Annotated in this window: 29 protein-coding genes and 1 tRNA gene; 26 read left to right on the top strand and 4 right to left on the bottom strand. The window is 61.7% G+C overall.

The annotated features are described in order from the left end of the window. Nucleotides 1–18: 18 nt before the first annotated feature. Nucleotides 19–258, bottom strand: a complete 240-nt coding sequence (locus LPW39_RS04615) for a hypothetical protein (protein WP_182342884.1) — start codon at nt 256–258, stop codon at nt 19–21. A gap of 234 nt (nt 259–492) precedes the next feature. Here LPW39_RS04615 and LPW39_RS23420 point away from each other — a divergent pair, with 234 nt between their 5' ends. Both LPW39_RS23420 and LPW39_RS04610 read left to right on the top strand, forming a co-directional pair. After that, nucleotides 493–621 (top strand): hypothetical protein, encoded by a 129-nt coding sequence (locus tag LPW39_RS23420; protein ID WP_269075742.1) that lies wholly within the window; start codon nt 493–495, stop codon nt 619–621. Between the two features lie 54 nt (nt 622–675). Beyond that, nucleotides 676–996, top strand: coding sequence for a plasmid stabilization protein (locus LPW39_RS04610; protein WP_230771701.1), 321 nt, complete (start codon nt 676–678; stop codon nt 994–996). Between the two features lie 54 nt (nt 997–1050). Here LPW39_RS04610 and LPW39_RS04605 read toward each other — a convergent pair whose 3' ends face one another. Next, entirely contained in the window at nt 1051–1200 is a 150-nt protein-coding gene (locus tag LPW39_RS04605; RefSeq protein WP_165841178.1) for a hypothetical protein, read from the bottom strand. A 169-nt stretch (nt 1201–1369) separates the two neighbouring features. Between LPW39_RS04605 and LPW39_RS04600 the strand changes: the two genes are divergently transcribed. Both LPW39_RS04600 and ykgO read left to right on the top strand, forming a co-directional pair. Continuing rightward, nucleotides 1370–2428: an SDR family oxidoreductase gene (locus LPW39_RS04600; protein WP_230771699.1), complete on the top strand. Its 1059-nt coding sequence runs from the start codon at nt 1370–1372 to the stop codon at nt 2426–2428. Nucleotides 2429–2587: 159 nt separating this feature from the next. Next, nucleotides 2588–2737 carry a type B 50S ribosomal protein L36 gene (ykgO, locus tag LPW39_RS04595; protein ID WP_230771697.1) on the top strand — a complete coding sequence of 50 codons (150 nt, stop codon included), beginning with the start codon at nt 2588–2590 and terminating at the stop codon, nt 2735–2737. Nucleotides 2738–2831: 94 nt separating this feature from the next. On the opposite strand, the gene LPW39_RS04590 is transcribed toward ykgO, so the two are convergent. Further along, nucleotides 2832–3236, bottom strand: coding sequence for a low affinity iron permease family protein (locus LPW39_RS04590; protein WP_230771695.1), 405 nt, complete (start codon nt 3234–3236; stop codon nt 2832–2834). 72 nt (nt 3237–3308) lie between these two features. Further along, entirely contained in the window at nt 3309–4214 is a 906-nt protein-coding gene (locus tag LPW39_RS04585; protein ID WP_230771693.1) for a LysR substrate-binding domain-containing protein, read from the bottom strand. A gap of 137 nt (nt 4215–4351) precedes the next feature. On the opposite strand from LPW39_RS04585, the gene LPW39_RS04580 reads away from it, so the two are divergent. The 22 genes from LPW39_RS04580 to nuoK all read left to right on the top strand — a co-directional run bounded on the left by LPW39_RS04580 (nt 4352) and on the right by nuoK (nt 23513). Then, on the top strand, nt 4352–5584 hold the full coding sequence (locus tag LPW39_RS04580; protein ID WP_230771691.1) for a metal-dependent hydrolase family protein: 1233 nt from the start codon (nt 4352–4354) through the stop codon (nt 5582–5584). A gap of 25 nt (nt 5585–5609) precedes the next feature. Continuing rightward, nucleotides 5610–6968: an MFS transporter gene (locus LPW39_RS04575; protein ID WP_230771689.1), complete on the top strand. Its 1359-nt coding sequence runs from the start codon at nt 5610–5612 to the stop codon at nt 6966–6968. Beyond that, a complete protein-coding gene (locus LPW39_RS04570; protein WP_230771687.1) occupies nt 6965–7501 on the top strand; it encodes a GAF domain-containing protein in 537 nt (178 codons plus the stop codon). Before LPW39_RS04575 ends, LPW39_RS04570 begins: the two co-directional genes overlap by 4 nt. Before the next feature lie 123 nt (nt 7502–7624). Further along, nucleotides 7625–8347: an AzlC family ABC transporter permease gene (locus LPW39_RS04565; RefSeq protein ID WP_230771685.1), complete on the top strand. Its 723-nt coding sequence runs from the start codon at nt 7625–7627 to the stop codon at nt 8345–8347. Next, nucleotides 8344–8673: an AzlD domain-containing protein gene (locus LPW39_RS04560; RefSeq protein ID WP_230771684.1), complete on the top strand. Its 330-nt coding sequence runs from the start codon at nt 8344–8346 to the stop codon at nt 8671–8673. The genes LPW39_RS04565 and LPW39_RS04560 overlap by 4 nt, the downstream gene beginning before the upstream one ends. A 132-nt stretch (nt 8674–8805) precedes the next feature. Beyond that, a complete protein-coding gene (gene rpsO / locus LPW39_RS04555; RefSeq protein WP_027011292.1) occupies nt 8806–9072 on the top strand; it encodes a 30S ribosomal protein S15 in 267 nt (88 codons plus the stop codon). Nucleotides 9073–9281: 209 nt separating this feature from the next. After that, the gene (pnp, locus tag LPW39_RS04550; RefSeq protein WP_133854624.1) at nt 9282–11525 is read left to right on the top strand and encodes a polyribonucleotide nucleotidyltransferase; all 2244 of its coding nucleotides are present in this window, start codon (nt 9282–9284) and stop codon (nt 11523–11525) included. A 99-nt stretch (nt 11526–11624) separates the two neighbouring features. Then, nucleotides 11625–12620: an NAD(P)H-quinone oxidoreductase gene (locus LPW39_RS04545; RefSeq protein WP_230772883.1), complete on the top strand. Its 996-nt coding sequence runs from the start codon at nt 11625–11627 to the stop codon at nt 12618–12620. After that, the gene (tpiA, locus tag LPW39_RS04540; RefSeq protein WP_330166590.1) at nt 12614–13357 is read left to right on the top strand and encodes a triose-phosphate isomerase; all 744 of its coding nucleotides are present in this window, start codon (nt 12614–12616) and stop codon (nt 13355–13357) included. Before LPW39_RS04545 ends, tpiA begins: the two co-directional genes overlap by 7 nt. A 45-nt stretch (nt 13358–13402) precedes the next feature. Then, a complete protein-coding gene (gene secG / locus LPW39_RS04535) occupies nt 13403–13894 on the top strand; it encodes a preprotein translocase subunit SecG (RefSeq protein ID WP_230771682.1) in 492 nt (163 codons plus the stop codon). 116 nt (nt 13895–14010) lie between these two features. Continuing rightward, nucleotides 14011–14095 (top strand) — tRNA-Leu (locus LPW39_RS04530). 73 nt (nt 14096–14168) lie between these two features. Continuing rightward, entirely contained in the window at nt 14169–14528 is a 360-nt protein-coding gene (locus tag LPW39_RS04525) for an NADH-quinone oxidoreductase subunit A (RefSeq protein ID WP_021028557.1), read from the top strand. 22 nt (nt 14529–14550) lie between these two features. Continuing rightward, a complete protein-coding gene (locus LPW39_RS04520) occupies nt 14551–15030 on the top strand; it encodes a NuoB/complex I 20 kDa subunit family protein (RefSeq protein ID WP_021028558.1) in 480 nt (159 codons plus the stop codon). An 8-nt stretch (nt 15031–15038) separates the two neighbouring features. Further along, nucleotides 15039–15647 carry an NADH-quinone oxidoreductase subunit C gene (locus LPW39_RS04515; RefSeq protein WP_230771680.1) on the top strand — a complete coding sequence of 203 codons (609 nt, stop codon included), beginning with the start codon at nt 15039–15041 and terminating at the stop codon, nt 15645–15647. A gap of 27 nt (nt 15648–15674) precedes the next feature. After that, nucleotides 15675–16928 (top strand): NADH-quinone oxidoreductase subunit D, encoded by a 1254-nt coding sequence (locus tag LPW39_RS04510; RefSeq protein WP_230771678.1) that lies wholly within the window; start codon nt 15675–15677, stop codon nt 16926–16928. Continuing rightward, nucleotides 16925–17416, top strand: a complete 492-nt coding sequence (gene nuoE, locus LPW39_RS04505) for an NADH-quinone oxidoreductase subunit NuoE (protein ID WP_230771676.1) — start codon at nt 16925–16927, stop codon at nt 17414–17416. The genes LPW39_RS04510 and nuoE overlap by 4 nt, the downstream gene beginning before the upstream one ends. Continuing rightward, nucleotides 17413–18768 carry an NADH-quinone oxidoreductase subunit NuoF gene (gene nuoF, locus LPW39_RS04500; protein WP_133854618.1) on the top strand — a complete coding sequence of 452 codons (1356 nt, stop codon included), beginning with the start codon at nt 17413–17415 and terminating at the stop codon, nt 18766–18768. Before nuoE ends, nuoF begins: the two co-directional genes overlap by 4 nt. A gap of 14 nt (nt 18769–18782) precedes the next feature. Next, nucleotides 18783–20897 (top strand): NADH-quinone oxidoreductase subunit NuoG, encoded by a 2115-nt coding sequence (nuoG, locus tag LPW39_RS04495; protein WP_230771675.1) that lies wholly within the window; start codon nt 18783–18785, stop codon nt 20895–20897. Beyond that, complete coding sequence (gene nuoH, locus LPW39_RS04490) at nt 20894–21976, top strand: NADH-quinone oxidoreductase subunit NuoH (protein WP_230771673.1); 1083 nt, start codon at nt 20894–20896, stop codon at nt 21974–21976. Before nuoG ends, nuoH begins: the two co-directional genes overlap by 4 nt. Before the next feature lie 15 nt (nt 21977–21991). Next, on the top strand, nt 21992–22504 hold the full coding sequence (nuoI, locus tag LPW39_RS04485) for an NADH-quinone oxidoreductase subunit NuoI (protein ID WP_230771672.1): 513 nt from the start codon (nt 21992–21994) through the stop codon (nt 22502–22504). Between the two features lie 35 nt (nt 22505–22539). Next, nucleotides 22540–23208 carry an NADH-quinone oxidoreductase subunit J gene (locus LPW39_RS04480; RefSeq protein WP_230771670.1) on the top strand — a complete coding sequence of 223 codons (669 nt, stop codon included), beginning with the start codon at nt 22540–22542 and terminating at the stop codon, nt 23206–23208. Then, the gene (gene nuoK / locus LPW39_RS04475) at nt 23205–23513 is read left to right on the top strand and encodes an NADH-quinone oxidoreductase subunit NuoK (RefSeq protein ID WP_021028567.1); all 309 of its coding nucleotides are present in this window, start codon (nt 23205–23207) and stop codon (nt 23511–23513) included. Before LPW39_RS04480 ends, nuoK begins: the two co-directional genes overlap by 4 nt. Nucleotides 23514–23530 lie beyond the last annotated feature (17 nt).

Genomic DNA, 23530 nt, shown 5'->3' with positions numbered 1-23530 from the left:
CTCAAGCGCTGCATTCACTCACATTGACTGGCTCGTCGTCGTATCGGGCGCTGGCTCTGGTTGCGTGCCGGGGTAGGGGTGTTCGGGGTTGCCGGGGTAGGGGTGCACCGGCTCGCTCGGATAGGGATGCTGCGGGTTGCCCGGGTAGGGGTGCAGAGGGCTGGGCTCATACGTGCCTGGCTCACCAGGCGCCGGCTGGGGCTGGCCTGGGATAGGGGGCTGGGTATGCGACTGGCTGGGATCGTAGGGCTGGGGCATGGTCGTCCTCCTGTGGCGGGCCTGGCTGCCTATGCAGGCAAGCCCTTGGCAAAAGCCCAGTGTGGCAAGCGCAGCAGCGCGGGCGTGTAGGCCCCGGTAGCACGCCAAGGTACGCGCATCGCCGTTACGCCATGTGTGAAGCGGAACAAGGTACAGCAAAGCATTTCTCCCACATGGCGGGCTTGGCGGCAGCGCTACGCTAAAAGCCCAGTCCACCTGTTTCAGGAGAATGCCATGCACACGATGCAGCACATGCACAAGGCGTTTGCGTTGCCACAAGCGCAAAAGCCAGTCCCAACCACCCCCAAGAAGCCCCAGCCCGGTGGTGGCGGCCCGCCTGCTGATGGTGATCCATCGCAGTAACCCCCATCCACCCTGAGCCACCCCGCCTCAACGCAGCACCCAAGGAGATTTGTGATGCCCCAAGGAGATAAATCCGCTTATACCGATAAGCAAAAACGCATGGCCCGCCATATCGAGAAAAGCTACGAGAAAAAGGGCGTGTCGGAAGACGAAGCCGCTGCACGCGCCTGGGCCACGGTGAACAAGGAAACAGGGGGCGGCAAGCGCTCCGGATCGGGCCGGGGCAAGGCCACAGGGCCGGGGTCGCAGCTCGCAGCCGCGCGCTCGGCTGCGGCCAAAAAAGCCGCAGCCAGCCGCAGCCCCGAAGCGCGCTCCGCATCGGCCAAAAAGGCGGCGGCTACCCGCAAGCGCAATGCCGCTGCTAAGAAAAACTGAGGATGGAAAACAGGCCAGCCACCGGATGGTGTGCTGGCCTGTTGCATTGCCCGTTCAGACGGGTTCCGGATCCTTCACCGGTGGTTCATGCCCAGGTTCCTCGATCGGCAAGGTGCTGTCGGGCGGATCGATGGGCTCGGGTTTGGGCAGATCCGGCGGCGGTGGTGCCACCGGCGGTTGAGGGGGCGTAGTAGGGGTTGGCATGGCGGCCTCCTTTCTGCCTTGTTTGTACTGCGCGCTGCGGCGGCCGTATGTCGGACAAGCTTGTCAGCGGGTAAGCGCATGTAGGGCGGTCGAGGTTGATGTAGCAGCGGTATGCCGCTGCGGTATGTCGTTTCATTTTTTTAGAGTTCAAGATCCAAGGAGTTTCAGCATGAGCCCATCCACCAGCAAATCCAAAAAGAGCGCCAGCAAGAAGCCTGCGGCAGAAAAGCGCTCGGTCGAGGAAGTAGTGGCTGCACAGCAGCGCATCCAGCAAGCGCAAAGCCAAAATGACGCCCGGGCCAAGGCGTCCAAAAAAGCCAAGAGCAGCAAGGACGATAAAACCCGTAAAAAAACCGCACCCGGCCCCGGCCACGAGGTACCCACACCGCCGATGCCCGGCAAAAAGCTGGCCAAGCCCGGCCATGAGAAAGCGCTCGATCTGCAGCCGCTCTACCTGGCAGAAAACTACCGGGGCAGCGGCAAGCTGGAAGGCAAGACGGCGGTTATCACCGGCGGTGACTCGGGCATTGGCCGGGCAGTGGCGGTGCTGTTTGCACGCGAGGGCGCCAATGTGGCGATCCTCTACCTGAACGAGCACGACGATGCCAAGGAAACCTGCCGCCTGATTGAGGAAGAGGGCCAGCAGAGCCTGGCGATATCTGGCAATGTGCAGGATCCGCAGTTTTGCGAGCAGGCGGTCAAGCAGGTGCTCAAGCAGTTTGGCGCGCTGAATGTGCTGGTCAACAATGCCGCGTTCCAGCAGCATGCGGCCGACATTGAAGACCTGAACACTGAACGCCTGGACGAGACCTTTCGCACCAATATCTTTGGCTACTTCCACATGGTCAAGGCCGCCATTCCGTACCTGCAACGGGGCGATGCGATTGTGAACACCGGCTCGGTCACGGGCCTGAGCGGCAGCAAGGAGTTGCTGGACTACTCCGCAACCAAGGGTGCCATCCACGCGTTCACCAAGGCGCTGGCCCAGAACCTGATGGAGCGCGGCATCCGCGTCAATGCGGTGGCTCCTGGCCCCGTATGGACGCCATTGAACCCGGCCGACAAGAACGCGGAGGACCTGCGCGAGTTTGGTGCCGACACCCAGATGGGCCGCCCCGCGCAGCCCGAGGAACTGGCACCCGCCTATGTGTTCCTCGCGTCGCAGGTGTGCTCCAGCTATATCTCCGGCATTGTGTTGCCGGTAACGGGCAGCGTGGGTGCATCCTGACCACTGGAGCAGGGTCGCTGGCAACCTGTTGGCCCGCACCTGCCAGGTGTTGGCCCAGTCGCCTGGTGGCGCTTGCTTGTTCCAAGCCACGGATGCTTGAATTGATAATGAGAATGCATTATCATTTAAGCATCTGTTGCTGTTTTGGAGAAGCACTGCATGCAAGTTCTGTCGTCCCTCAAGGAAGCCAAGAAGCGCCACCGTGATTGCCAGGTGGTCAAGCGGCGTGGCCGCATCTATGTCATTTGCAAATCCAACCCCCGCTTCAAGGCGCGCCAGGGTGGGGCAAAAAACAGGCACAAGCGCTGAGATGCCCAGGCTCTGCATGGGCTGCGGCCCATGCGCGCAGCGGAAGCGGTGAATGCAGGCTGCTCACCGCCCTGCGTAGCGCAGGGAGGGGATATCAGCCAGCGCTGGAGTGCTGCTGTGCATCCTGTTTCTGGCGCGCTTTTTCGGCCAGGATGTCGAACTCCTTGCGCAAGGCGTCCAGCTCCTCTTCGTCCAGCTCTTCGAGCGAGAGCATGCAGTTGCGGGCCGGCTCGATGGCGCGGATCAGTTCATCCAGCTTGATCTGCATGGCCTCGGTGTCGCTGTTCTGGGTGGACTGGATCAGGAACACCATCAAGAAGGTGACGATGGTCGTGCCGGTGTTGATCACCAGCTGCCAGGTGTCATTGAAGCCGAAAAACGGACCGCTGACCGCCCACAGCACAATCACCAGGACAGCACCGACAAAGCACACCGGCCGGCCACTGAACTTGGCGACAGCGCGGGCAATTTTGTTGAAGGCGGAATGCTTGGTTTTCATGGAAGAACTCCTTCGATCGCAGATGGCGACCAGCATAAAACCAAGCGGCCGGGGCCAGGCTGCCTCAGCCGATCAAGTGGCTGTAGGAGGGCGGCGGCATTCCAGCTGCAGCCATTCGCCAAAGCGCTGGTAGCTTTCCATGTCGCTGCGCCAAGTGGGGGCGCAGAGGTAGTAGCCCAGCGGGCTTTCAAAGCGCTGGCCAAAGGGCTCGACCAGTTTGTGTGATGCCAGCGACTCCTGCAGCAGGCAACTAGGGACCAAGGCCACGCCCAGGCCGCCAATGGCCGCCTGGATGATGAGGGTGAAAAGGTTGAAGCCGGGGCCTATGCGTGCCCCTTCATAGGGGCCGGCGTAGGCGGTGAACCAGTCGTCCCAGGAAGTGGGCAGCTCGATGTGCTGCAGCAGGCTGCACTGCTTGAGGTCGCTGAAGTGCGCAATCGGGTGCTGCTGCAAGTAGCTGGGCGAGCAGACGATGCTGGTCTCGCGCCCGATCAGGTACTGGGCATCGGCAATCGGCCAGTCGCCGTAGCCGTACTGGATGGAGGCATCGAAGCCATCGCCGGTCTCGGCGCTGTCGGTGGTGCTGTAGCGCACAAAGTGGATGGCGATGTGCGGGTTGCTGGCGCGAAAGCTCTCCAGCCGGGGAAACAGCCAGTTGGCCGCAAAGGTGGGCGCGACCGACAGGCTGAGCAGATGGGCATTCTGCGCGGTGGAGATGACCTGGGTGGTGGCGCGTTCCAGCGATTCCATCGCCGGGCGCACGAGCTTGAGGTAGTTCTCGCCGATATGGGTCAGCGCCAAGCCATGGCTGCGGCGCATGAACAGGGGGTGGCCCAGGTAGGCCTCCAGGCCCGCGATATGGCGGCTGATGGCGCTTTCCGTGACAAACAGCTCCTTGGCGGCCTTGGAAAACGACAGGTGCTGCGCCGACAGCAGGAAAGCGTTCAGCTCTGAAATCGTGGGGCAGCGACGGCGCATGGGGTATGAGCTCCACTCATGATGGTAGGAAAAATTGGCAGATGCATGACGTCATGTCATTGCCACATATTGTTGCAGCTTGGCTAGAGTTCGGGGCATTAGAGGCAACCATGGCGCTGTGAACGCCAAAACCGATTATGCAATCCACCCTGATCCGCAATGCCAAGATTCTCGACACCCGACATCTCGTATTGACTTCTACTCATACCATTTTGGTGCGCAACGGTCTGATCGAAAAGATCAGCGCCGAAGACTTTGAGGTGGCCGATGCCACCGTCATCGATGCCAAGGGGATGACCTTGATGCCCGGCCTGATCGACTGCCACGTGCATGTGATGGCCTCGGGCTTCAACCTGGGTGCGGTTGCCAACCTGCCCAATGCGCTGGCGCTGCTGCGCGCGCTGCCCATCATGAAGGGCATGATCGACCGGGGCTTTACCTCGGTGCGCGATGCTGGTGGTGCCGACTGGGCGCTGGCCGAAGGGGTGCGTACCCGCCAGGTGGCCGGCCCGCGCCTGTTCTGCGCTGGCAAGGCGCTGTCGCAAACCGGCGGCCATGGAGATTTCCGGGCGCGCAATGACACGCTCGACCCCTGTTCCTGCGCCTACAAGATCGGCAATATCGGCAAGGTGGTAGATGGCGTTGATGCCTGCCGCCTGGCGGTGCGCGAAGAGATCCTGAAGGGTGCCACCCAGATCAAGGTGATGGCCTCGGGCGGTGTGGCGTCGCCGAACGATCCGATCAACAACCTGGGCTTTTCGGTGTCGGAGCTGACCGCCATCGTTGAAGAGGCCCACAATGCGAACACCTATGTGATGGCCCATGCGTATACGCCCCAGGCCATCACCCGCGCCATCGAGTGCGGCGTGCGCACCATCGAGCACGGCAACCTGGTCGATGCACCCACCGCCAAGCTGATGCAGGAAAAGGGTGCCTACATGGTGCCGACCCTGATCACCTACGAAGGCCTGGCCAACGACGGTGCCAAGTACGGTCTGCCCGACGAGTCGGTGCAAAAGATTGCCAAGGTGCGCACCAACGGCCTCAAGGCGCTGGAAGTGCTGGACGCCGCTGGCGTGAAGATGGGTTTTGGCAGCGATTTGCTGGGCGAGACGCACTACATGCAATCGGACGAGCTGGTGCTGCGCGCCCAGGTGCTGGGCCATGCCAAGGTGGTGCAACAGGCAACGCTCATCGGCGCCGAGATTCTGAACCACGAAGGCCTGCTGGGCGAAGTGGTGGAGAACGCCTATGCGGACTTGCTGCTGGTCGATGGCAACCCGCTGGAAGATGTATCGGTGCTGACCCAGCATGACACGGCGATCAAGCTGATCATGCGTGACGGCTTCATCCACAAGAACGCCTGCTGATGGGCCTTTGAGCGAGCACCACTCTATGTATAACGCTTCCGAACGTCTGGAGCGGCTGCCTTTCAGCCGCTTCCATTTCACCTTGCTCATCATTGGCGGCCTGGGCCTGGCCTTCGAGGCGCTGGATGCGGGCATCATCGCCTTCATCCTGCCGTCGCTGCGCGAACAATGGGGGTTGACCGGCATCCAGGCCGGCTGGATTGCCAGCAGCACCTATGTCGGCTTTCTGGTGGGGGCGCTGCTGTCGGGCATGCTGGGCGACCGCTTTGGCCGCAAGGTCGTGATGATGTGGGCGCTGGTGCTGTTTTGCGTGGCCACTTTCATCAATGCCTTTGCCACCAATTTCCATGAGTTCTACATTCTGCGCATGATTGCCGGTGTGGGCATGGGCGCCGAGGGTGCCATCGTGGCGCCTTACCTGGCCGAGTTTGTCAGCAGCCGCTACCGGGGCCGCTTCACCGGTGCGCTGGCGGGCTTCTTCTCCTTTGGTTTTGTGATGTCGGCACTGCTGGGTTATTTCATCGTGCCGATGAGTGCGGACGGCTGGCGCTGGATCATGGTCATCGCCTCGGTGCCCGTGGTGTTCCTGCTGTGGATGCGCCGCGCGCTGTTCGAATCGCCCCGTTGGCTGGAAGAGATGGGCCGCCATGAAGAGGCCAGCCGGATCTGTACCGAAATTGAAGCGCAGGTGCTGCGCAGCAGCGGCAAGCCGCTGCCCGAGCCGGTGAAGATGAGCCTGGCGGCCAAGGCTGCTGACTCGGCGGTGCAAGGCGCCTGGGCCAAGCTGGCTACGTTGGTCAAGCCCCAGTACCTGCAAACCACCTTGGTGGTCTGGGTGTTCTGGATCACGGTGATGTTCTGCTACTACGCCTTCCTGGTCTGGATTCCCAGCCTGCTGGTGGCGCGTGGCTTTGCGGTGACCAAGAGCTTTTCCTTCACCATCCTGATCTACCTGGCGCAGATCCCGGGGTACTACTCGGCTGCCTACCTGAACGACAAGATCGGCCGCAAGTACACCATCCTGGCCTACATGCTGGTGTCCTGTCTGGCAGCGCTCGGCCTGGCCTTTGCGGGCGCCGACCAGGAGATCATCCTGCTGAGCATGCTGCTGTCCTTTGGCATGAACGGCGTGATTGCCGGCCAGTACACCTACACCTCGGAGATCTACCCGACCTCCATCCGTGCCACCGGCATGGGAACGGCCTCGGCGCTGGCGCGTATCGGCTCGATTGCCTCGCCCACCATCGTGGGGGCCGCCTATCCGGTGCTGGGCTTTGGTGGCGTGTTTGCGCTGATGACCGGTGTGCTGTTTGTCGGCGGCATGGGCATTTTGCTGTTCGGCAAGAACACCCATGGCGTGTCCCTGGAAGGAATTCAGCAATGAGCACCACCCATATCCTGGGCCGCCTGGCCCACACCTTGGGCCAGAGCAGCGATGCCGAGCGCCACTGGGCCGCTATTGCCGACAGCTGCCAGCAGCTGTTTGGCTACGGCCTGCTGACCGGCCTGGTCTACCTGCGGCAGGAAAAGCTGATGCGCCGCATCTATTCGTCCAACGAGGCCATCAGCCCGCTGGGCGGCTTCAAGGCCACCGGCAAGGGCCCCTGGTCGGGCCGGGTGCTGGACCAGGGCCTGCCCTATATCGGGCGGGACGAGGCCGACATCCGTACCGTCTTCTCCGAAGCCGAGGACCTGGTCGCCCGGGGCCTGCATGCGGTGCTGAACATCCCCGTCTGGTACGGCGGTGAGGTGCTGGGCTCCATCAATATCCTGGGCCCGCGCGGCGCCTACAACGATGTGCCCGAGGCGCTGATCCACCTGGTGGCCGGTGTCTGCGTGCCGGCACTGGCCTCGGCCCGCGAAACCGCACGCGAGGCAGCGCGTGGCATTGACAGCGCCAGCCTGCAAAGCGTCTGAGCGCCAGCTTGCCACCACCCAAGCCCGCAAGGCCCCTGGCCCCGCGGGCTTTTTTGCGCCTGCTGAGCGCAAAGTACTGGCAGTGGCGCGCGCCAGGCGCAACAGCCTCTAAAATCGCCGCCCATGGCTTCTAACAGTTCAGGGTTGTGGTCCTCGCCTGCCGTGCGCATGGGCGTGTCGATCAGCGTGGCAACCGGTTTATATGGCATCTCCTTTGGCGCGCTCGGGGTGGCGGCAGGCCTGTCGGTCTGGCAGACCTGCGCCTTGAGCCTGCTGATGTTTACCGGCGGCTCGCAGTTTGCGTTTGTCGGCGTGGTTGCGGGCGGTGGCGCCGGCGCAGCGGCCCTGGGCGCGGCCAGCTTGCTGGGCGTGCGCAATGCGGTCTACGGCATGCAGATGGCCGCCTTGCTGGGTCCGCGCGGCCTGGCGCGCCTGCTGTCGGCGCAGCTGACAATCGATGAATCGGCCGCCACCGCGCTGGGGCAAACCGACAAAGCCGAGCAAAAGCGCGGTTTCTGGACCGCTGGCGTGGGCGTCTACCTGCTGTGGAATCTGTTCACCGCCGCAGGCGCCTTGCTGGGCAATGCCCTGGGCGACCCGGGGCGCTGGGGGCTGGATGGTGCAGCGGTGGCCGCCTTCATGGGCCTGCTGTGGCCGCGCCTGACGCACAGGGAGCCCATTGCGCTGGCGGTGGTGGCTGCCAGCATCGCCATGCTGGCGGTACCCTGGGTGGCGCCGGGGGTGCCTATCCTGATCGCGGCATTGGTGGGTGCTGCCTGGGGCTATGCATCGCGCAGCAGCGGCCCGGCCGGGCAGGGCACCAGCGCGCAGGAGGCCGCACGATGAACGCGATGGCAGATGTGGGCAACCACTGGTGGATCTGGGTGCTGCTGGCCAGCGCCGTGACCTATGCCACCAAGCTGCTGGGCTATGGCGTACCGGCGCACTGGCTGCGCCACCCGCGCATGGCCCGGGTAGCAGGGGCGCTGACGATTGCGCTGCTGGCGGCCCTGACCGCCATGAACACCCTCGTCAGTGGCCAACAACTGGTGCTGGATGCCCGCCTGGCAGCGCTGGCGGTGGCCATCATCGCGCTGGCGCTGCGTGCGCCGTTTTTGCTGGTGGTGGTGTTGGGTGCCGCGGCATCGGCTTTGGTGCGGTTTTGGGCCTGAATCCCAAGAATTGGAAGTTGGGTATAATTGCAGGGTTTTGCATGGTGCAAGACGCACGTCACAAGCTTTTCCGGCTGTGGCGCAAGTAACCAGAATGCCAGCGCAAGCCGGTGTTCCTTATAAGGAAAACACATGATCGCCGCATCTATCAAGGCCGAAGTTGTACAGGCCAACGCACGTTCCGCTAACGATACTGGTAGTCCAGAAGTCCAAGTGGCTCTGCTGACCGCCCGTATCAACGAACTGACCCCTCACTTCAAGACGCATGCCAAGGACCACCACGGTCGTCGCGGCCTGCTGCGCATGGTGAGCCGTCGTCGTAAGCTGTTGGACTACCTCAAGTCCAAGGACGCTGACCGTTACACTGCACTGATCGCTAAGCTGGGCCTGCGTAAGTAAGCCCAGGGTGAGATGGAGACGCCTGAGTTAGTCCGCTAGCTCAGGCGTTTTTTACTTCAACGCCGCGCAAACAGAGCGAAGCTGTGTCATTCCAAGGGGGCTGAACCCCGGGTTCAAGGCCGTCAACCTCCCTGGAATGGCATCGTGTTCTGAATGCCGGCTCCTGCTGAAAACCGACAGGTTTTTGGCTGTTTAACCAGGAGCAATCTATGTCCATATTCAACAAAGTCACCAAGACTTTCCAGTGGGGCCAGCACACGGTCACCATGGAAACCGGTGAAATCGCTCGCCAGGCTTCCGGCGCGGTGCTGGTCAACATCGACGACACCGTGGTGCTGGCTACCGTGGTGGGCTCCAAGATCGCCAAGGCCGGTCAGGACTTTTTCCCACTGACCGTTGACTACATCGAGAAGACCTACGCTGCAGGCAAGATCCCTGGCAGCTTCTTCAAGCGCGAAGCCAAGCCGAGCGAACTCGAAACCCTGACCAGCCGTCTGATCGACCGCCCGATTCGCCCGCTGTTCCCCGAAGGTTTCTACAACGACGTGCATGTGGTCATCCACACCATCTCGCTGAACCCTGAAGTGGATGCCGACATCGCTGCGATGATCGCCGTGTCCGCTGCCCTGTCCATCTCGGGCATTCCTTTCAACGGCCCTATCGGTGCTGCCCGCGTGGGTTACATCAACGGCGAATACGTGCTCAACCCCGGTCAGACCCAGCGCAAGGATTCGCTGATGGATCTGGTGGTGGCAGGTACCGAAGCTGCTGTGCTGATGGTCGAATCCGAAGCCCAACAACTGCCTGAAGAAGTGATGCTGGGCGCCGTGGTCTATGGCCACGAGCAAAGCCAAGTGGCGATCAACGTGATCCACGAACTGGTGCGCGAAGCCGGCAAGCCCGTATGGGACTGGGCCGCTCCTGCCAAGGACGAAGCACTGATCGCCAAGGTTGGCGAGCTGGGCGATGCCGCTCTGCGCGACGCTTACCAGCTGCGCAACAAGCAAGCCCGTACGCTGGCCTGCCGCCAGGCTTACGCCGCTGTGAAGGCTGGCCTGACCGAGCAAGGCGTGGCCTTTGACGGCGTCAAGGTCGACGGCATGCTGTTCGACATCGAAGCGCGCATTGTGCGCTCGCAGATTCTGGCTGGTGAGCCCCGTATCGACGGCCGCGACACCCGCACCGTGCGTCCTATCGAGATCCGCTCGTCCGTGCTGCCACGCACCCACGGCTCGGCCCTGTTCACCCGTGGTGAAACCCAGGCGCTGGTGATCTCCACGCTGGGCACCGAGCGCGATGCACAGCGTATCGACGCCCTGGCTGGCGAGTTTGAAGACCGCTTCCTGTTCCACTACAACATGCCTCCCTTTGCCACCGGCGAAGTGGGCCGCATGGGCTCGACCAAGCGCCGCGAAATCGGCCACGGCCGTCTGGCCAAGCGCGCTCTGGCCGCTTGCCTGCCTTCGAAGGAAGAGTTCCCCTACACCATCCGCGTGGTGTCGGAAATCACCGAATCGAACGGTTCCTCGTCGATGGCTTCGGTCTGCGGCGGCTGCCTGTCGATGATGGACGCTGGCGTCCCGATGAAGGCCCACGTGGCCGGTATCGCCATGGGTCTGATCAAGGAAGACAACAAGTTTGCCGTGCTGACCGACATCCTGGGTGACGAAGATCATCTGGGTGACATGGACTTCAAGGTAGCCGGTACCACCAACGGTATTACCGCGCTGCAGATGGACATCAAGATCCAGGGCATCACCAAGGAAATCATGCAAGTGGCACTGGCACAAGCCAAGGAAGCGCGCATGCACATCCTGGGCAAGATGCAAGAAGCGATGGGCGAAGCCAAGGCGGAAGTCTCGTCGTTCGCGCCCAAGCTGTACACGATGAAGATCAACCCCGAGAAGATCCGTGACGTGATCGGCAAGGGCGGCGCCACCATCCGTGCGCTGACCGAAGAGACCGGCACCCAGATCAACATCGAGGAGGATGGCACCATCACCATCGCCGCCACCGATGGCGCCAAGGCTGACGAAGCCAAGCGCCGCATCGAAGAGATCACCGCCGAAGTCGAAATCGGTAAGATCTACGAAGGCCCGATCGTCAAGATCCTCGAATTCGGTGCACTGGTGAACCTGCTGCCCGGCAAGGACGGTCTGCTGCACATCAGCCAGATCGCCCACGAGCGCGTGGAAAAGGTGACCGACTACCTGAGCGAAGGCCAGGTCGTCAAGGTCAAGGTGCTGGAGACGGACGAAAAGGGCCGTGTCAAGCTGTCGATGAAGGCGCTGCTGGACCGTCCGGCCGGCATGCCTGAGCGTGAACCACGCGAGTTCCGTGAGCCACGCGGCGACCGTGGTGACCGCGGCGATCGCGCTCCTCGCCAGAACCGCGAACCACGCGAACCCCGCGTGGACGGTGCTGCCGACCAGCAGCAACAACAACAGCAATAATCTGTTGTGTGACGCACCCATGCGCCTGGCGCTGGGTGCGTTTTTCTGCTGAAAAGCGTGTGCTGATTGTGATTGGCTGAGGAAACAAGCGTGGACAAGATGCGTGCAGTCGAGATCACCGCCTTTGGTGATCCGCAGGTATTGAAGCTGGGAGAGCGTCCTGTGCCGCAGGCGGGGCAGGGCGAGCTGTGCATTCGCGTGGTCGCCAGTGGCGTGAACCGCCCCGATGTGATCCAGCGCAAGGGCCATTACGCGCCGCCTCCGGGCGCTTCGGACCTGCCGGGTCTGGAAGTGGCTGGTGTGGTGGTGGCGGGTGACGCCGTGGCGATGGCCGAGCAGGGTCTCAAGCTGGGTGACCGCGTATGTGCGCTGGTCGCCGGTGGTGGCTATGCCGAGTACTGCGTGGCCCCGGTGGCCCAGTGCCTGCCAGTGCCCGAGGGCTTGTCGGATGTTGAAGCCGCTTGCCTGCCCGAGACTTTCTTCACTGTCTGGAGCAATGTGTTTGACCGGGGTGCGTTGCAAGCCGGTGAGACCTTGTTGATCCAGGGTGGCAGCAGCGGCATTGGTGTGACGGCGATCCAGCTGGCCAAGGCCTTTGGTGCCAAGGTGATCGTGACTGCCGGGTCGGATGAAAAGTGCCAGGCTTGCCTGGCCTTGGGTGCTGACGAGGCCATCAACTACCGCAGCCAGGATTTTGTCGCCGAAGTGGCGCGCATCACCGCTGGCAAGGGTGTGGATGTGATCCTGGACATGGTGGCGGGCGACTATGTGGCCCGCGAGGTCGAGGCGCTGGCCGAAGATGGCCGCCTGGTCATCATTGCTGTGCAAGGCGGTATCAAAGCTGAGTTCAATGCCGGTCTGGTGCTGCGCCGCCGTCTGCAGATCACCGGCTCGACCCTGCGTCCGCGTCCGGTGGCCTTCAAGGCGGCGATTGCCCAGGCTTTGCAGGCCAAGGTCTGGCCGCTGCTGGCAGCGGGCAAGGTGCGTCCCATCATCCACAGCCAGTTCACCGCTGCACACGCCAGTCAGGCCCATGCACTGATGGAATCCAACCAACATATCGGCAAGATCGTGCTGACCTGGGATCAATTGTGAAAAAACTGATTGCTGGAAACTGGAAGATGAACGGCAGCCTGGCTGCCAATGAAGCCTTGCTGGGCGAGCTGCTGCAAGGCCTGGGCCAACCGGGCTGCGATGTGGCGGTGGCGGTGCCTGCTGTCTATATGGGCCAGGTGCAGGCTTTGCTGCAAGGCTCGGCGATTGCGCTGGCTGCGCAGGATGTGTCGGCACACGATGGCGGTGCCTACACCGGTGAGGTGTCGGCCCCGATGCTGCGTGACTTTGCGGTGCGCTACGCACTGGTTGGCCACTCCGAGCGCCGCCAGTACCACGGCGAAACCGATGCGCTGGTAGCGACCAAGGCGCAAAAGGCCCTGGCTGCCGGCATCACGCCGATTGTCTGCGTGGGCGAGACCCTGGCTGAGCGCGAAGCCGGTCAGACCGAAGCGGTGGTCAAGCGCCAACTGGCGGCGGTGATCCATGCGGTGGGTGCTTGTGTGACTGAAATTGTCGTAGCCTACGAGCCCGTCTGGGCGATTGGCACGGGCAAGACGGCCAGCCCCGAGCAGGCGCAGGCGGTGCATGCTGTATTGCGCGCGCAACTGGCAGCGGCCAGCACGCAGGCGGCCAAGGTGCCGGTGCTGTATGGTGGCAGCATGAATGCGGGCAACGCCGAGCAACTGCTGGCGCAGCCCGATATTGATGGTGGACTGATCGGTGGCGCTTCGTTGAAGGCCCAGGATTTTCTGAAAATTATTGCTGCAGCTGCTTGATAGACAAGCGGCTGCTGGCGACGACCAAGTTTGATAAAAGGGTAGATGATGGTAACGATTCTGTTGACGATTCAAATGCTGGCAGCACTGGTCATGATTGGCCTGGTGCTGGTGCAGCATGGCAAGGGTGCCGATGCGGGTGCTGCCTTTGGCAGCGGCAGCAGCGCTGGCAGCCTGTTCGGTGCTTCCGGTAGCGCCAATTTCCTCTCGCGCAGCACGGGTGTGCTGGCGGCGGTGTTCTTTGTCACGACCCTGGGTCTGGCCTACCTGGGCAACGCCCGCCCGACTTCGGCTGGTAGCGTGCTGGAAGGCCCTGCTGCGACGATCCCGCAGTCGAGCGCTCCCGTGGATGCGACCATTCCGCCTGCTTCCACGCCTGCACCTGCTGCAGCCCCTGCGGCGCCCGCCGCTGGCGCTGATGCCTCGGTGCCTGCCGCAGGTGCTGCTGCGCCTGCTGTCGCTCCTGCTGCCGATGCGTCCGTGCCTGCAGCGGCTCCCGCCGCCCCTGCCGAGCCGGCGCAGCCCGCTGGCAAATAACTCAACTATTTGAAAAGAATCCCTGTAATCAGGGTTTTTCCAGAGTAGAATCTGAGTCTGTCTGGTGAGCGGATTGCAAGCAAAAGCAATCGGTGCTTGCCAGGCAAGTCAAATCAGCCGTCGTGGTGAAATTGGTAGACACGCTATCTTGAGGGGGTAGTGGCGAAAGCTGTGCGAGTTCGAGTCTCGCCGACGGCACCAACACAATAAAAGGCCTGCCTGGGTCGCGTCTTGTGCTTACCTGGGTTGGCTCCTGCGGTGAGTAGACATCAAGATGAGCCTCGAACAGTACCTCCCGGTCCTTTTGTTTATCCTAGTTGGAGCAGGCGTTGGCCTCGGTCCTCTAGTCATAGGCTACATCCTCGGACCCAATCGCCCGAACGCGGCGAAAAACTCCCCTTACGAATGCGGCTTTGAGGCCTTTGAAGACGCGCGCATGAAATTCGATGTGCGCTACTACCTCGTCGCCATTCTTTTCATTCTCTTCGACTTGGAAATTGCGTTCCTCTTCCCATGGGCGGTTTCGCTGCATGAAGTGGGAATGCCTGGTTTTATCGCGGTTCTCGTGTTCTTGGCCATTCTGGTGGTGGGTTTCGCCTATGAGTGGAAAAAAGGCGCGCTGACCTGGGAATAACCGGAAATCAAAAAGGTACACGATGATTGAAGGTGTGTTGGAGAAAGGCTTTGTCACCACGAGCTACGACTCGGTGGTGAACTGGGCCAAGACCGGGTCGATCTGGCCCATGACGTTTGGTTTGGCATGCTGCGCCGTCGAAATGATGCACGCGGCCGCTGCGCGTTACGACATTGGCCGCTTCGGCGCCGAAGTCTTCCGTGCCAGCCCGCGCCAGGCTGACTTGATGATTGTGGCTGGCACCCTGTGCAACAAGATGGCCCCGGCCATGCGCAAGGTGTACGACCAGATGGCTGAGCCGCGTTGGGTGATCTCGATGGGATCCTGCGCCAACGGTGGTGGTTACTACCACTACAGCTACTCGGTGGTGCGCGGTTGCGACCGCATTGTGCCGGTGGACGTGTATGTGCCAGGCTGCCCGCCCACGGCAGAAGCACTGATCTACGGCATCATCCAGCTGCAGCAAAAAATCCGCCGCACCCACACAATCGCGCGCGCCTAGGAGTTGGAATGAGTGTAGAACTGATACAGCCTAGCGTGCTGCAAGAGACGATCGCCCGCGTGCTGGGCGACAAGGCGCGCTCGGTGACCCTGGCGCTGGATGAGGTGACCGTCGAGGTCTCGGCCTCGAACTACCTGCAGGCCATGCAGCTGCTGCGCGATGCGCCCGAATGCAAGTTCGAGATGCTGATGGACCTGTGCGGCGTGGATTACTCCGCATACAAGGACGTGGGCACCGATGGCCCACGTTTTGCCGTGGTCTCCCACCTGTTGTCGATCAGCCTGAACCAGCGCGTGCGCGTGCGCGTGTTCTGCCAGGACGACGATTTCCCGGTGCTCGACACCCTCAGCCAGCTCTGGGCTTCGGCCAACTGGCTCGAGCGCGAAGCATTTGACCTGTTCGGCATCGTCTTTGAAGGCCATGACGACCTGCGCCGCATCCTGACCGACTATGGCTTTATCGGTCACCCCTTCCGCAAGGATTTCCCGCTGACGGGCCATGTGGAGATGCGCTACGACGCCGAGCAGGCACGCGTGATCTACGAACCCGTGACGATCGAGCAGCGCGAGATCACGCCCCGCATTATTCGTGAAGACCATTACGGAGGCCTGCACTGAGGCGCTCTGACCTCACGATGAAGAACCATGGCTGAAATCAAAAACTACACACTCAACTTCGGTCCCCAGCATCCTGCAGCACACGGCGTGCTGCGTTTGGTGCTGGAGCTCGATGGTGAAGTGGTGCAACGTGCAGACCCGCATATCGGCCTGCTGCACCGCGCCACCGAGAAGCTGGCGGAGAGCAAGACCTTTATCCAGTCGCTGCCCTATATGGACCGCCTGGATTACTGCTCGATGATGAGCAACGAGCACGCCTACTGCCTGGCTATCGAAAAGCTGCTGGGCCTGGAAGTGCCGATCCGCGCGCAATACATCCGCGTGATGTATTCCGAGATCACCCGCATCATGAACCACCTGATGTGGCTGGGCTCCTCGGGCAATGACGGCGGCAGCTCGACCATTCTGATCTACGCCTTCCGCGAACGTGAAGACCTGATGGACATGTACGAAGCCGTCTCCGGCGCGCGCATGCACGCGGCGTACTTCCGTCCGGGTGGCGTGTACCGCGATCTGCCAGAAAGCATGCCGCAGTACAAGGCCAACAAGGTGCGCAATGCCAAGGCCATCGAGCAGATGAACAGCAACCGCCAAGGTTCGCTCATCGACTTCATCGATGACTTCACCGCGCGCTTCCCCAAGTGCGTGGACGAATACGAAACCCTGCTGACGGACAACCGCATCTGGAAGCAGCGCAATGTGGGCATCGGCGTGGTCGATGTCGACCGTGCGATGAACCTGGGCCTGACCGGCCCGATGCTGCGCGGCTCGGGCCTGGCCTGGGACATGCGCAAGTCGCAGCCCTACGAAGTCTATGACCGCATGGATTTCGACATCCCTGTGGGCAAGACCGGCGACTGCTATGACCGCTACCTGGTGCGCATTGCTGAAATGCGCGAGTCCAACCGCATCATCAAGCAGTGCGTGGACTGGCTGCGTGCCAACCCCGGTCCGGTCATCACCGACAACCACAAGGTGGCGCCTCCCGATCGCGAAGCCATGAAGTCCAACATGGAAGAGCTGATCCACCACTTCAAGCTGTTCACCGAAGGCTTCAAAGTGCCCGAGGGCGAGGCTTACGCATCGGTGGAGCACCCCAAGGGCGAGTTCGGCATCTACCTGATCAGCGATGGTGCCAACAAGCCGTACCGCCTGAAGATTCGTCCACCAGGATTTGTGCATCTCTCGGCGCTCGATGAAATGAGCCGTGGCCACATGCTGGCCGATGCCGTGATGGTGCTGAGCACCTTGGACATCGTGTTTGGAGACGTTGACCGATGATTACCGAAGCAACAAAAGCACGCTTTGCCCGCGAAGTTGCCAAGTATCCGGCAGAGCAGAAGCAGTCGGCCGTGATGGCTTGCCTGTCTATCGTGCAGCAGGAGCAGGGCTGGGTGAGCCAGGAGAGCGAGGCGGTGATCGCCGAGTACCTGGAGATGCCTGAGATCGCCGTGCATGAAGTGACCACCTTCTACAACATGTACAACCAGCATCCGGTGGGCAAGTACAAGTTGAGCGTGTGCACCAACCTGCCTTGCCAGCTGCGCCGTGGCCGCGAGGCCCTCAAGCACCTGGAAGACAAGCTGGGCATCAAGATGGGTGATACCACTGCCGATGGCGTGTTCACCATCGAGCAATCGGAATGCCTGGGCGCCTGCGCCGATGCACCGGTGCTGCTGGTCAATGACCGCCACATGTGCAGCTTCATGGACAACGAAAAGCTGGACCAGCTGGTCACCGGCTTGCGGGCAGCGGAGGACACCAAGTGACTACAGCCGCTCAAATTCTGTCGCAGTTCCAGGCCACCGGCGTGGAAACCTGCTTCCACGACCGCCACATCGAGCCCCAGATCTATGCAGGTCTGGACGGCACGAACTGGTCGATCAAGGACTACGAGGCTCGCGGTGGCTACCAGGCCCTGCGCAAGCTGCTGGGCAAGGACGGTGGCGAGGGTCTGACCCAGGACCAGGTCATTGCCACGATGAAGGAATCGGGCCTGCGCGGCCGTGGCGGCGCTGGCTTCCCCACCGGTCTGAAGTGGAGCTTCATGCCCCGGAACTTCCCCGGCCAAAAGCACCTGGTGTGCAATTCGGACGAGGGCGAGCCTGGCACCTGCAAGGACCGCGACATCCTGATGTTCAACCCGCATATCGTGATCGAAGGCATGGCCATCGCCGCGTATGCGATGGGCATCTCGCTGGGTTACAACTACATCCACGGCGAAATCTTCCAGGTCTACGAACGCTTTGAAGCGGCGCTGGAAGAGGCGCGTGCGGCAGGCTACCTGGGTGACAACATCATGGGCAGCAACTTCAGCTTCGAGCTGCATGCCCACCATGGTTTTGGTGCCTACATCTGCGGCGAGGAAACCGCCTTGCTCGAATCGCTCGAAGGCAAGAAGGGCCAGCCCCGCTTCAAGCCGCCATTCCCGGCCAGCTTTGGTCTGTATGGCAAGCCCACGACAATCAACAACACCGAAACCTTTGCGGCCGTTCCCTGGATCATCCGCAACGGTGGCCAGGCCTACCTGGAATGCGGCAAGCCCAACAACGGCGGCACCAAGATCTTCTCGGTCAGCGGTGACGTGAACAAGCCCGGCAACTACGAAGTGCCGATGGGCACGCCGTTCTCCACCTTGCTGGAGCTGGCGGGCGGTGTGCGCACCGGTCGCAAGCTCAAGGCCGTGATCCCTGGCGGATCGTCGGCTCCTGTGCTGCCTGCCGACATCATGATGGCCTGCACGATGGACTATGACTCCATCTCCAAGGCCGGCTCGATGCTGGGCTCGGGCGCCGTCATCGTGATGGACGACTCGCGCGACATGGTCGAGAGCCTGCTGCGCCTGTCCTACTTCTACCAGCACGAGTCCTGCGGACAGTGCACCCCTTGCCGCGAAGGCACGGGCTGGCTGTGGCGCATGGTTGACCGCATCCAGCACGGCCATGGCCGCGCCGAGGATCTGGACAAGCTGGACTCGGTAGCCGGCAACATCATGGGGCGCACGATTTGCGCATTGGGCGATGCGGCAGCGATGCCGGTGCGCGCAATGATCAAGCATTTCCGCCATGAATTCGAAGCAAAGATCAACGCTGCTGAAAAGCAGACCGCTGCTTCTTCCTGATCGCGAGTGAGCATATGGTTGAAATTGAAATAGACGGTCAGAAGGTCGAGGTCGCGGAAGGCAGCATGGTCATGCACGCGGCCGATGCGGCGGGCAAGTACATCCCTCACTTCTGCTACCACAAGAAACTGTCGATCGCGGCGAACTGCCGTATGTGCCTGGTGGACATCGAAAAAGCCCCCAAGGCGATGCCCGCATGCGCCACGCCCGTGACGCAAGGCATGATTGTGCGCACCACCTCTGACAAGGCGGTCAAGGCCCAGCAATCGGTGATGGAGTTCCTGCTCATCAACCACCCGCTGGATTGCCCGATCTGCGACCAGGGCGGTGAATGCCAGTTGCAGGACCTGGCTGTGGGCTACGGTGCCAGCAGCTCGCGCTACGAAGAAGAAAAGCGCGTGGTCTTCCACAAGAACGTGGGCCCGCTGATCTCGATGGAAGAGATGAGCCGTTGCATCCACTGCACCCGCTGCGTGCGCTTCGGTCAAGAAGTCTCGGGCATCATGGAGCTGGGCATGGTCAACCGCGGCGAGCACGCCGAGATCACCACGGTCGTGGGTGATATGGTGGACTCGGAACTGTCGGGCAACATGATCGATATCTGCCCCGTGGGCGCGCTCACGAGCAAGCCTTTCCGCTACAGCGCCCGTACCTGGGAGCTGTCGCGCCGCAAGTCGGTCTCGCCGCATGACTCCACCGGTGCCAACTTGATCGTTCAGGTCAAGAACAACAAGGTGATGCGCGTTGTGCCTTTCGAGAACGATGCTGTCAACGAATGCTGGATTGCCGACCGTGACCGTTTCTCCTACGAAGCCCTCAACGGTGAAGAGCGCCTGACCGCGCCGATGATCAAACAAGGCGGCCAGTGGCTCGAAGTGAGCTGGCAAGCTGCGCTGGAATACGTGGCTAATGGCATCAAGAGCGTGCAACGCGACCATGGCGCCAGCGCCGTGGGTGCGCTGGTCAGCCCGCACAGCACCCTTGAGGAGCTGTTCCTGGCCGGTGAACTGGTGCGCTCGCTGGGCAGCCAGAACGTGGACTACCGCCTGCGCAATGCCGATTTTGCCAAGGCAGAAGGCGTGCGCTGGCTGGGCCGTTCAATCGCCTCGCTGTCGGACCTGAATACCGCTTTGATCGTGGGCTCAAACGTGCGCAAGGAGCATCCGCTGTTTGCCCAGCGTATCCGCCAGGCCGCCCGCAAGGGCGCGGTGGTGACCGCCATCCAGTCCAAGGCTTTTGATCTGGCGATGCCGCTGGCCCACCAGGTGGTCACACCTGCTGCGCAGTGGGCCTATGCGCTGTCCTCCGTGGCAGCGGCCATCGCCCAGTCCAAGGGTGTGGAAGCGCCCAACAATGCCGGTACGGTGACGCCTGAGTCCATCGAGATTGCCCGCGCGCTGCAAAACGGTGAGCAAAAGGCCATCCTGCTGGGCAATGCCGTCGCGCACCATGCACAAGCGAGCACCTTGCTGTCGATTGCCAACTGGATTGGCGCGCAGACCGGTGCGACCGTGGGCTTCCTGACCGAAGCGGCCAACACCGTGGGCGCGCAATGGGTGGGTGCTGTGCCCCAGGCCCATGGCATGCACGCTGGCGAGATGCTCGCCGGTGGCGTCAAGGCCGCGATCCTGCTGAACTGCGAACCCGCATTCGACACGGCCGCTGGCAGCCAGGCGCTGCAAGGCTGCGAGATGGTGGTGAGCCTGAGCCCGTTCAAGGCCAACATGGACATCGCCGATGTGCTGCTGCCGATCGCGCCATTCACCGAGACCTCGGGCTCGTTCGTGAATGCCGAAGGCCGTGTGCAGAGCTTCCACGCCGTGGTCAAGCCACTGGGCGATACCCGTCCGGGCTGGAAGGTGCTGCGCGTGCTGGGCAACCTGTTGGAAGTGCCAGGCATGGCCTTTGACTCCTCGCAGGATGTGCTGGCCGTGGCCACCGGTTCGCAAGGCCAGGTGCCTGCCGAGCTGCTGTCCAACAGCACCAAGACCAACATGGCAGTGTCGGCACCTGCAGGCCAGGAGCCCGTGGTTGCCAGCATCTACCAACTCGATGGCATCGTGCGTCGCGCGCCGTCGTTGCAAATGACGGCGGATGCCCGCCAATCCTCGGAGGTGGTGGCAGCATGATCGACGCAATCTACAACGGCGGTCTGACCCTGATCGCAGCGGAATGGTGGGCGACCCTGGTCTGGCCAGTGATCTGGAACCTGGTCAAGATCCTGTGCATCGTTCTGCCTCTGATGGGCGCGGTGGCTTACCTGACCCTGTGGGAGCGCAAGCTCCTGGGCTTCATGCAAGTGCGTTACGGCCCCAACCGGGTCGGCCCTTTTGGTCTGCTCCAGCCTCTGGCCGACGGCCTCAAGCTGATGACCAAGGAAATCATCACGCCGACGGCGGCGAGCTCGGGCCTCTACCGCCTGGGCCCGATCATGGCCATCATGCCTGCGCTGGCAGCCTGGGTGGTCATCCCCTTCGGCCCTGATGTGGCGCTGGCCAATGTCAACGTAGGCCTGCTGCTGGTGATGGCCATCACCTCGATCGAAGTCTATGGCGTGATCATCGCCGGCTGGGCATCGAACTCCAAGTACGCTTTCCTGGGCGCGCTGCGCGCATCGGCCCAGATGGTGAGCTATGAAATCGCGATGGGCTTCTGCTTCCTGGTGGTGATCATGGTCACCGGCAGCATGAACCTGACCGAGATCGTGCTGGGCCAAGCCAAGGGTGTAGCTTTCGATGGCATGTTCGCTGGAACATTGTTTGCGTGGAACTGGCTGCCGCTGCTGCCGATGTTCATCGTCTACCTGATCTCGGCCGTGGCTGAGACCAACCGCCACCCCTTCGACGTCGTTGAAGGCGAAGCAGAAATCGTGGCCGGTCACATGGTGGAATATTCGGGCATGGGCTTTGCTGTGTTCTTCCTGGCCGAGTACGCGAGCATGTGGCTGGTGTCCATCCTGGCCGTGATCATGTTCATGGGCGGCTGGTTGCCACCGTTCGATTTCCTGTCCTTCATCCCAGGCTGGATCTGGCTGGCTGCCAAGACGTTCCTGGTGGTGTCGATGTTCATCTGGATTCGCGCTACTTTCCCACGTTTCCGCTATGACCAGATCATGCGTCTGGGCTGGAAGATCTTCATCCCCGTCACCCTGGTGTACCTGGTCTTTGTCGGCGGCTGGTTGCTGTCGCCATGGAACATCTGGAAGTAAGCGGAGGAATACAACATGACTACTGCAGTTTCTCCCCGCTCTTTCTCGGTGATGGATTTCCTTAGGAGCTTCATGCTCTGGGAACTGATGAAGGGCATGGCCCTGACCGGCCGCTACACGTTTGCGCGCAAGATCACGGTCCAGTTCCCCGAAGAGAAGACACCGCTGTCGCCCCGTTTCCGTGGCCTGCACGCGCTGCGCCGCTACGAAAACGGCGAAGAGCGTTGCATTGCCTGCAAGCTCTGCGAAGCCGTCTGCCCCGCCATGGCGATCACCATCGAGTCCGATGTGCGTGATGACGGCTCGCGCCGCACCACCCGTTACGACATCGATCTGACCAAGTGCATTTTCTGTGGCTTCTGTGAAGAAAGCTGCCCGGTTGACTCCATCGTGGAAACCCAGATTCTGGAATACCACGGGGAAAAGCGCGGCGACCTGTACTTCACCAAGGAAATGCTGCTGGCCGTGGGCGACCGTTACGAACCTGAAATTGCTGCAGCCAAGGCTGCGGACGCAAAGTACCGCTAACGCGGCACTTGGAGACTGATCGAAAAGAGCCCCACATGGATGTCACAACTGGTTTTTTCTATCTGTTCTCGGTAGTGCTGCTGTACGCGGCATTCCGAGTGGTTACTGCTCCAAATCCGGTGCACGCTGTGCTGCACCTGATGTTGGCGTTTTCTCAGGCAGCCGGTATCTGGTTGCTGCTCAAGGCGGAGTTCCTGGCCATCGTGCTGGTGATGGTCTACCTGGGCGCCGTGATGGTGCTGTTCCTCTTCGTGGTGATGATGCTGGATATCCGCATTGACCAGCTGCGCAAGAGCTTCTGGAAGAACTTCCCGCTCGCTGCGGTGATTTTTGCCATCGTCGCGTTCGAGATGGGCGTGGTGCTGATCGGCGGCTTCAGCGCCATCGATGCGCCCAAGGCCATCCCTGCGGTGGTGGATGCAGCCGGCAATGTTGTGCCTTACAGCAACGTCAAGGCGCTGGGCACCATGCTCTACACCGAGTATCTGTTCCCTGTGCAAGTGGCTGCGGTCATCTTGCTGGTGGCGATGATTGCCGCGATTGCCCTGACTCTGCGCCAACGCAAGGATTCCAAGGCTATCGATGCATCCCTGCAAGTGCGCGTGCGTGCTTCGGATCGCCTGCAATTGGTCAAAGTCGAAGCGAGCAAGCCTGCTGCCCCCGTGGTGCAGCCCGCCGCTGAGGTCGAGGAGAAGAAGGTATGACGCTCACTCTGGGTCATTTTCTGACGTTGGGCGCCATGCTGTTCGCCCTGTCCGTGGTCGGCATCTTCTTGAACCGCCGCAACCTGATTGTGCTGCTGATGGCCATCGAGTTGATGCTGCTGGCAGTGAACACGAACTTTGTCGCCTTCTCCCACTACCTGGGAGACATGCACGGCCAGATTTTCGTGTTCTTCATCCTGACCGTCGCGGCGGCAGAGTCGGCAATTGGTTTGGCAATCCTGGTGTTGCTGTTCCGTAACAAGTCCACCATCGATGCGGAAGATCTCAACTCCCTGAAGGGTTGAGGCACCAATACTTGCAA

This window comes from Comamonas koreensis (assembly GCF_021026195.1).
Classification (GTDB): Bacteria; Pseudomonadota; Gammaproteobacteria; order Burkholderiales; family Burkholderiaceae_C; genus Comamonas; species Comamonas koreensis.
This window is presented reverse-complemented; position numbering and strand designations above follow the sequence as displayed.

Excerpts from the sequence above, each read along its gene's own strand:
- nuoH (WP_230771673.1), top strand. The coding sequence starts at position 20,894 with ATGATCGACGCAATCTACAACGGCGGTCTGACCCTGATCGCAGCGGAA.
- LPW39_RS04615 (WP_182342884.1), bottom strand. The coding sequence starts at position 258 with ATGCCCCAGCCCTACGATCCCAGCCAGTCGCATACCCAGCCCCCTATC.
- LPW39_RS04575 (WP_230771689.1), top strand. The coding sequence starts at position 5,610 with ATGTATAACGCTTCCGAACGTCTGGAGCGGCTGCCTTTCAGCCGCTTC.
- LPW39_RS04610 (WP_230771701.1), top strand. The coding sequence starts at position 676 with ATGCCCCAAGGAGATAAATCCGCTTATACCGATAAGCAAAAACGCATG.
- nuoK (WP_021028567.1), top strand. The coding sequence starts at position 23,205 with ATGACGCTCACTCTGGGTCATTTTCTGACGTTGGGCGCCATGCTGTTC.
- LPW39_RS04605 (WP_165841178.1), bottom strand. The coding sequence starts at position 1,200 with ATGCCAACCCCTACTACGCCCCCTCAACCGCCGGTGGCACCACCGCCG.
- LPW39_RS04560 (WP_230771684.1), top strand. The coding sequence starts at position 8,344 with ATGAACGCGATGGCAGATGTGGGCAACCACTGGTGGATCTGGGTGCTG.
- rpsO (WP_027011292.1), top strand. The coding sequence starts at position 8,806 with ATGATCGCCGCATCTATCAAGGCCGAAGTTGTACAGGCCAACGCACGT.
- LPW39_RS04515 (WP_230771680.1), top strand. The coding sequence starts at position 15,039 with ATGAGTGTAGAACTGATACAGCCTAGCGTGCTGCAAGAGACGATCGCC.
- LPW39_RS04570 (WP_230771687.1), top strand. The coding sequence starts at position 6,965 with ATGAGCACCACCCATATCCTGGGCCGCCTGGCCCACACCTTGGGCCAG.
- LPW39_RS04520 (WP_021028558.1), top strand. The coding sequence starts at position 14,551 with ATGATTGAAGGTGTGTTGGAGAAAGGCTTTGTCACCACGAGCTACGAC.
- LPW39_RS04600 (WP_230771699.1), top strand. The coding sequence starts at position 1,370 with ATGAGCCCATCCACCAGCAAATCCAAAAAGAGCGCCAGCAAGAAGCCT.
- LPW39_RS04585 (WP_230771693.1), bottom strand. The coding sequence starts at position 4,214 with ATGCGCCGTCGCTGCCCCACGATTTCAGAGCTGAACGCTTTCCTGCTG.
- ykgO (WP_230771697.1), top strand. The coding sequence starts at position 2,588 with ATGCAAGTTCTGTCGTCCCTCAAGGAAGCCAAGAAGCGCCACCGTGAT.
- LPW39_RS04590 (WP_230771695.1), bottom strand. The coding sequence starts at position 3,236 with ATGAAAACCAAGCATTCCGCCTTCAACAAAATTGCCCGCGCTGTCGCC.
- LPW39_RS04510 (WP_230771678.1), top strand. The coding sequence starts at position 15,675 with ATGGCTGAAATCAAAAACTACACACTCAACTTCGGTCCCCAGCATCCT.
- LPW39_RS04545 (WP_230772883.1), top strand. The coding sequence starts at position 11,625 with ATGCGTGCAGTCGAGATCACCGCCTTTGGTGATCCGCAGGTATTGAAG.
- LPW39_RS04525 (WP_021028557.1), top strand. The coding sequence starts at position 14,169 with ATGAGCCTCGAACAGTACCTCCCGGTCCTTTTGTTTATCCTAGTTGGA.
- pnp (WP_133854624.1), top strand. The coding sequence starts at position 9,282 with ATGTCCATATTCAACAAAGTCACCAAGACTTTCCAGTGGGGCCAGCAC.
- nuoE (WP_230771676.1), top strand. The coding sequence starts at position 16,925 with ATGATTACCGAAGCAACAAAAGCACGCTTTGCCCGCGAAGTTGCCAAG.
- LPW39_RS04565 (WP_230771685.1), top strand. The coding sequence starts at position 7,625 with ATGGCTTCTAACAGTTCAGGGTTGTGGTCCTCGCCTGCCGTGCGCATG.
- LPW39_RS23420 (WP_269075742.1), top strand. The coding sequence starts at position 493 with ATGCACACGATGCAGCACATGCACAAGGCGTTTGCGTTGCCACAAGCG.
- secG (WP_230771682.1), top strand. The coding sequence starts at position 13,403 with ATGATGGTAACGATTCTGTTGACGATTCAAATGCTGGCAGCACTGGTC.
- LPW39_RS04580 (WP_230771691.1), top strand. The coding sequence starts at position 4,352 with ATGCAATCCACCCTGATCCGCAATGCCAAGATTCTCGACACCCGACAT.
- nuoG (WP_230771675.1), top strand. The coding sequence starts at position 18,783 with ATGGTTGAAATTGAAATAGACGGTCAGAAGGTCGAGGTCGCGGAAGGC.
- nuoI (WP_230771672.1), top strand. The coding sequence starts at position 21,992 with ATGACTACTGCAGTTTCTCCCCGCTCTTTCTCGGTGATGGATTTCCTT.
- LPW39_RS04480 (WP_230771670.1), top strand. The coding sequence starts at position 22,540 with ATGGATGTCACAACTGGTTTTTTCTATCTGTTCTCGGTAGTGCTGCTG.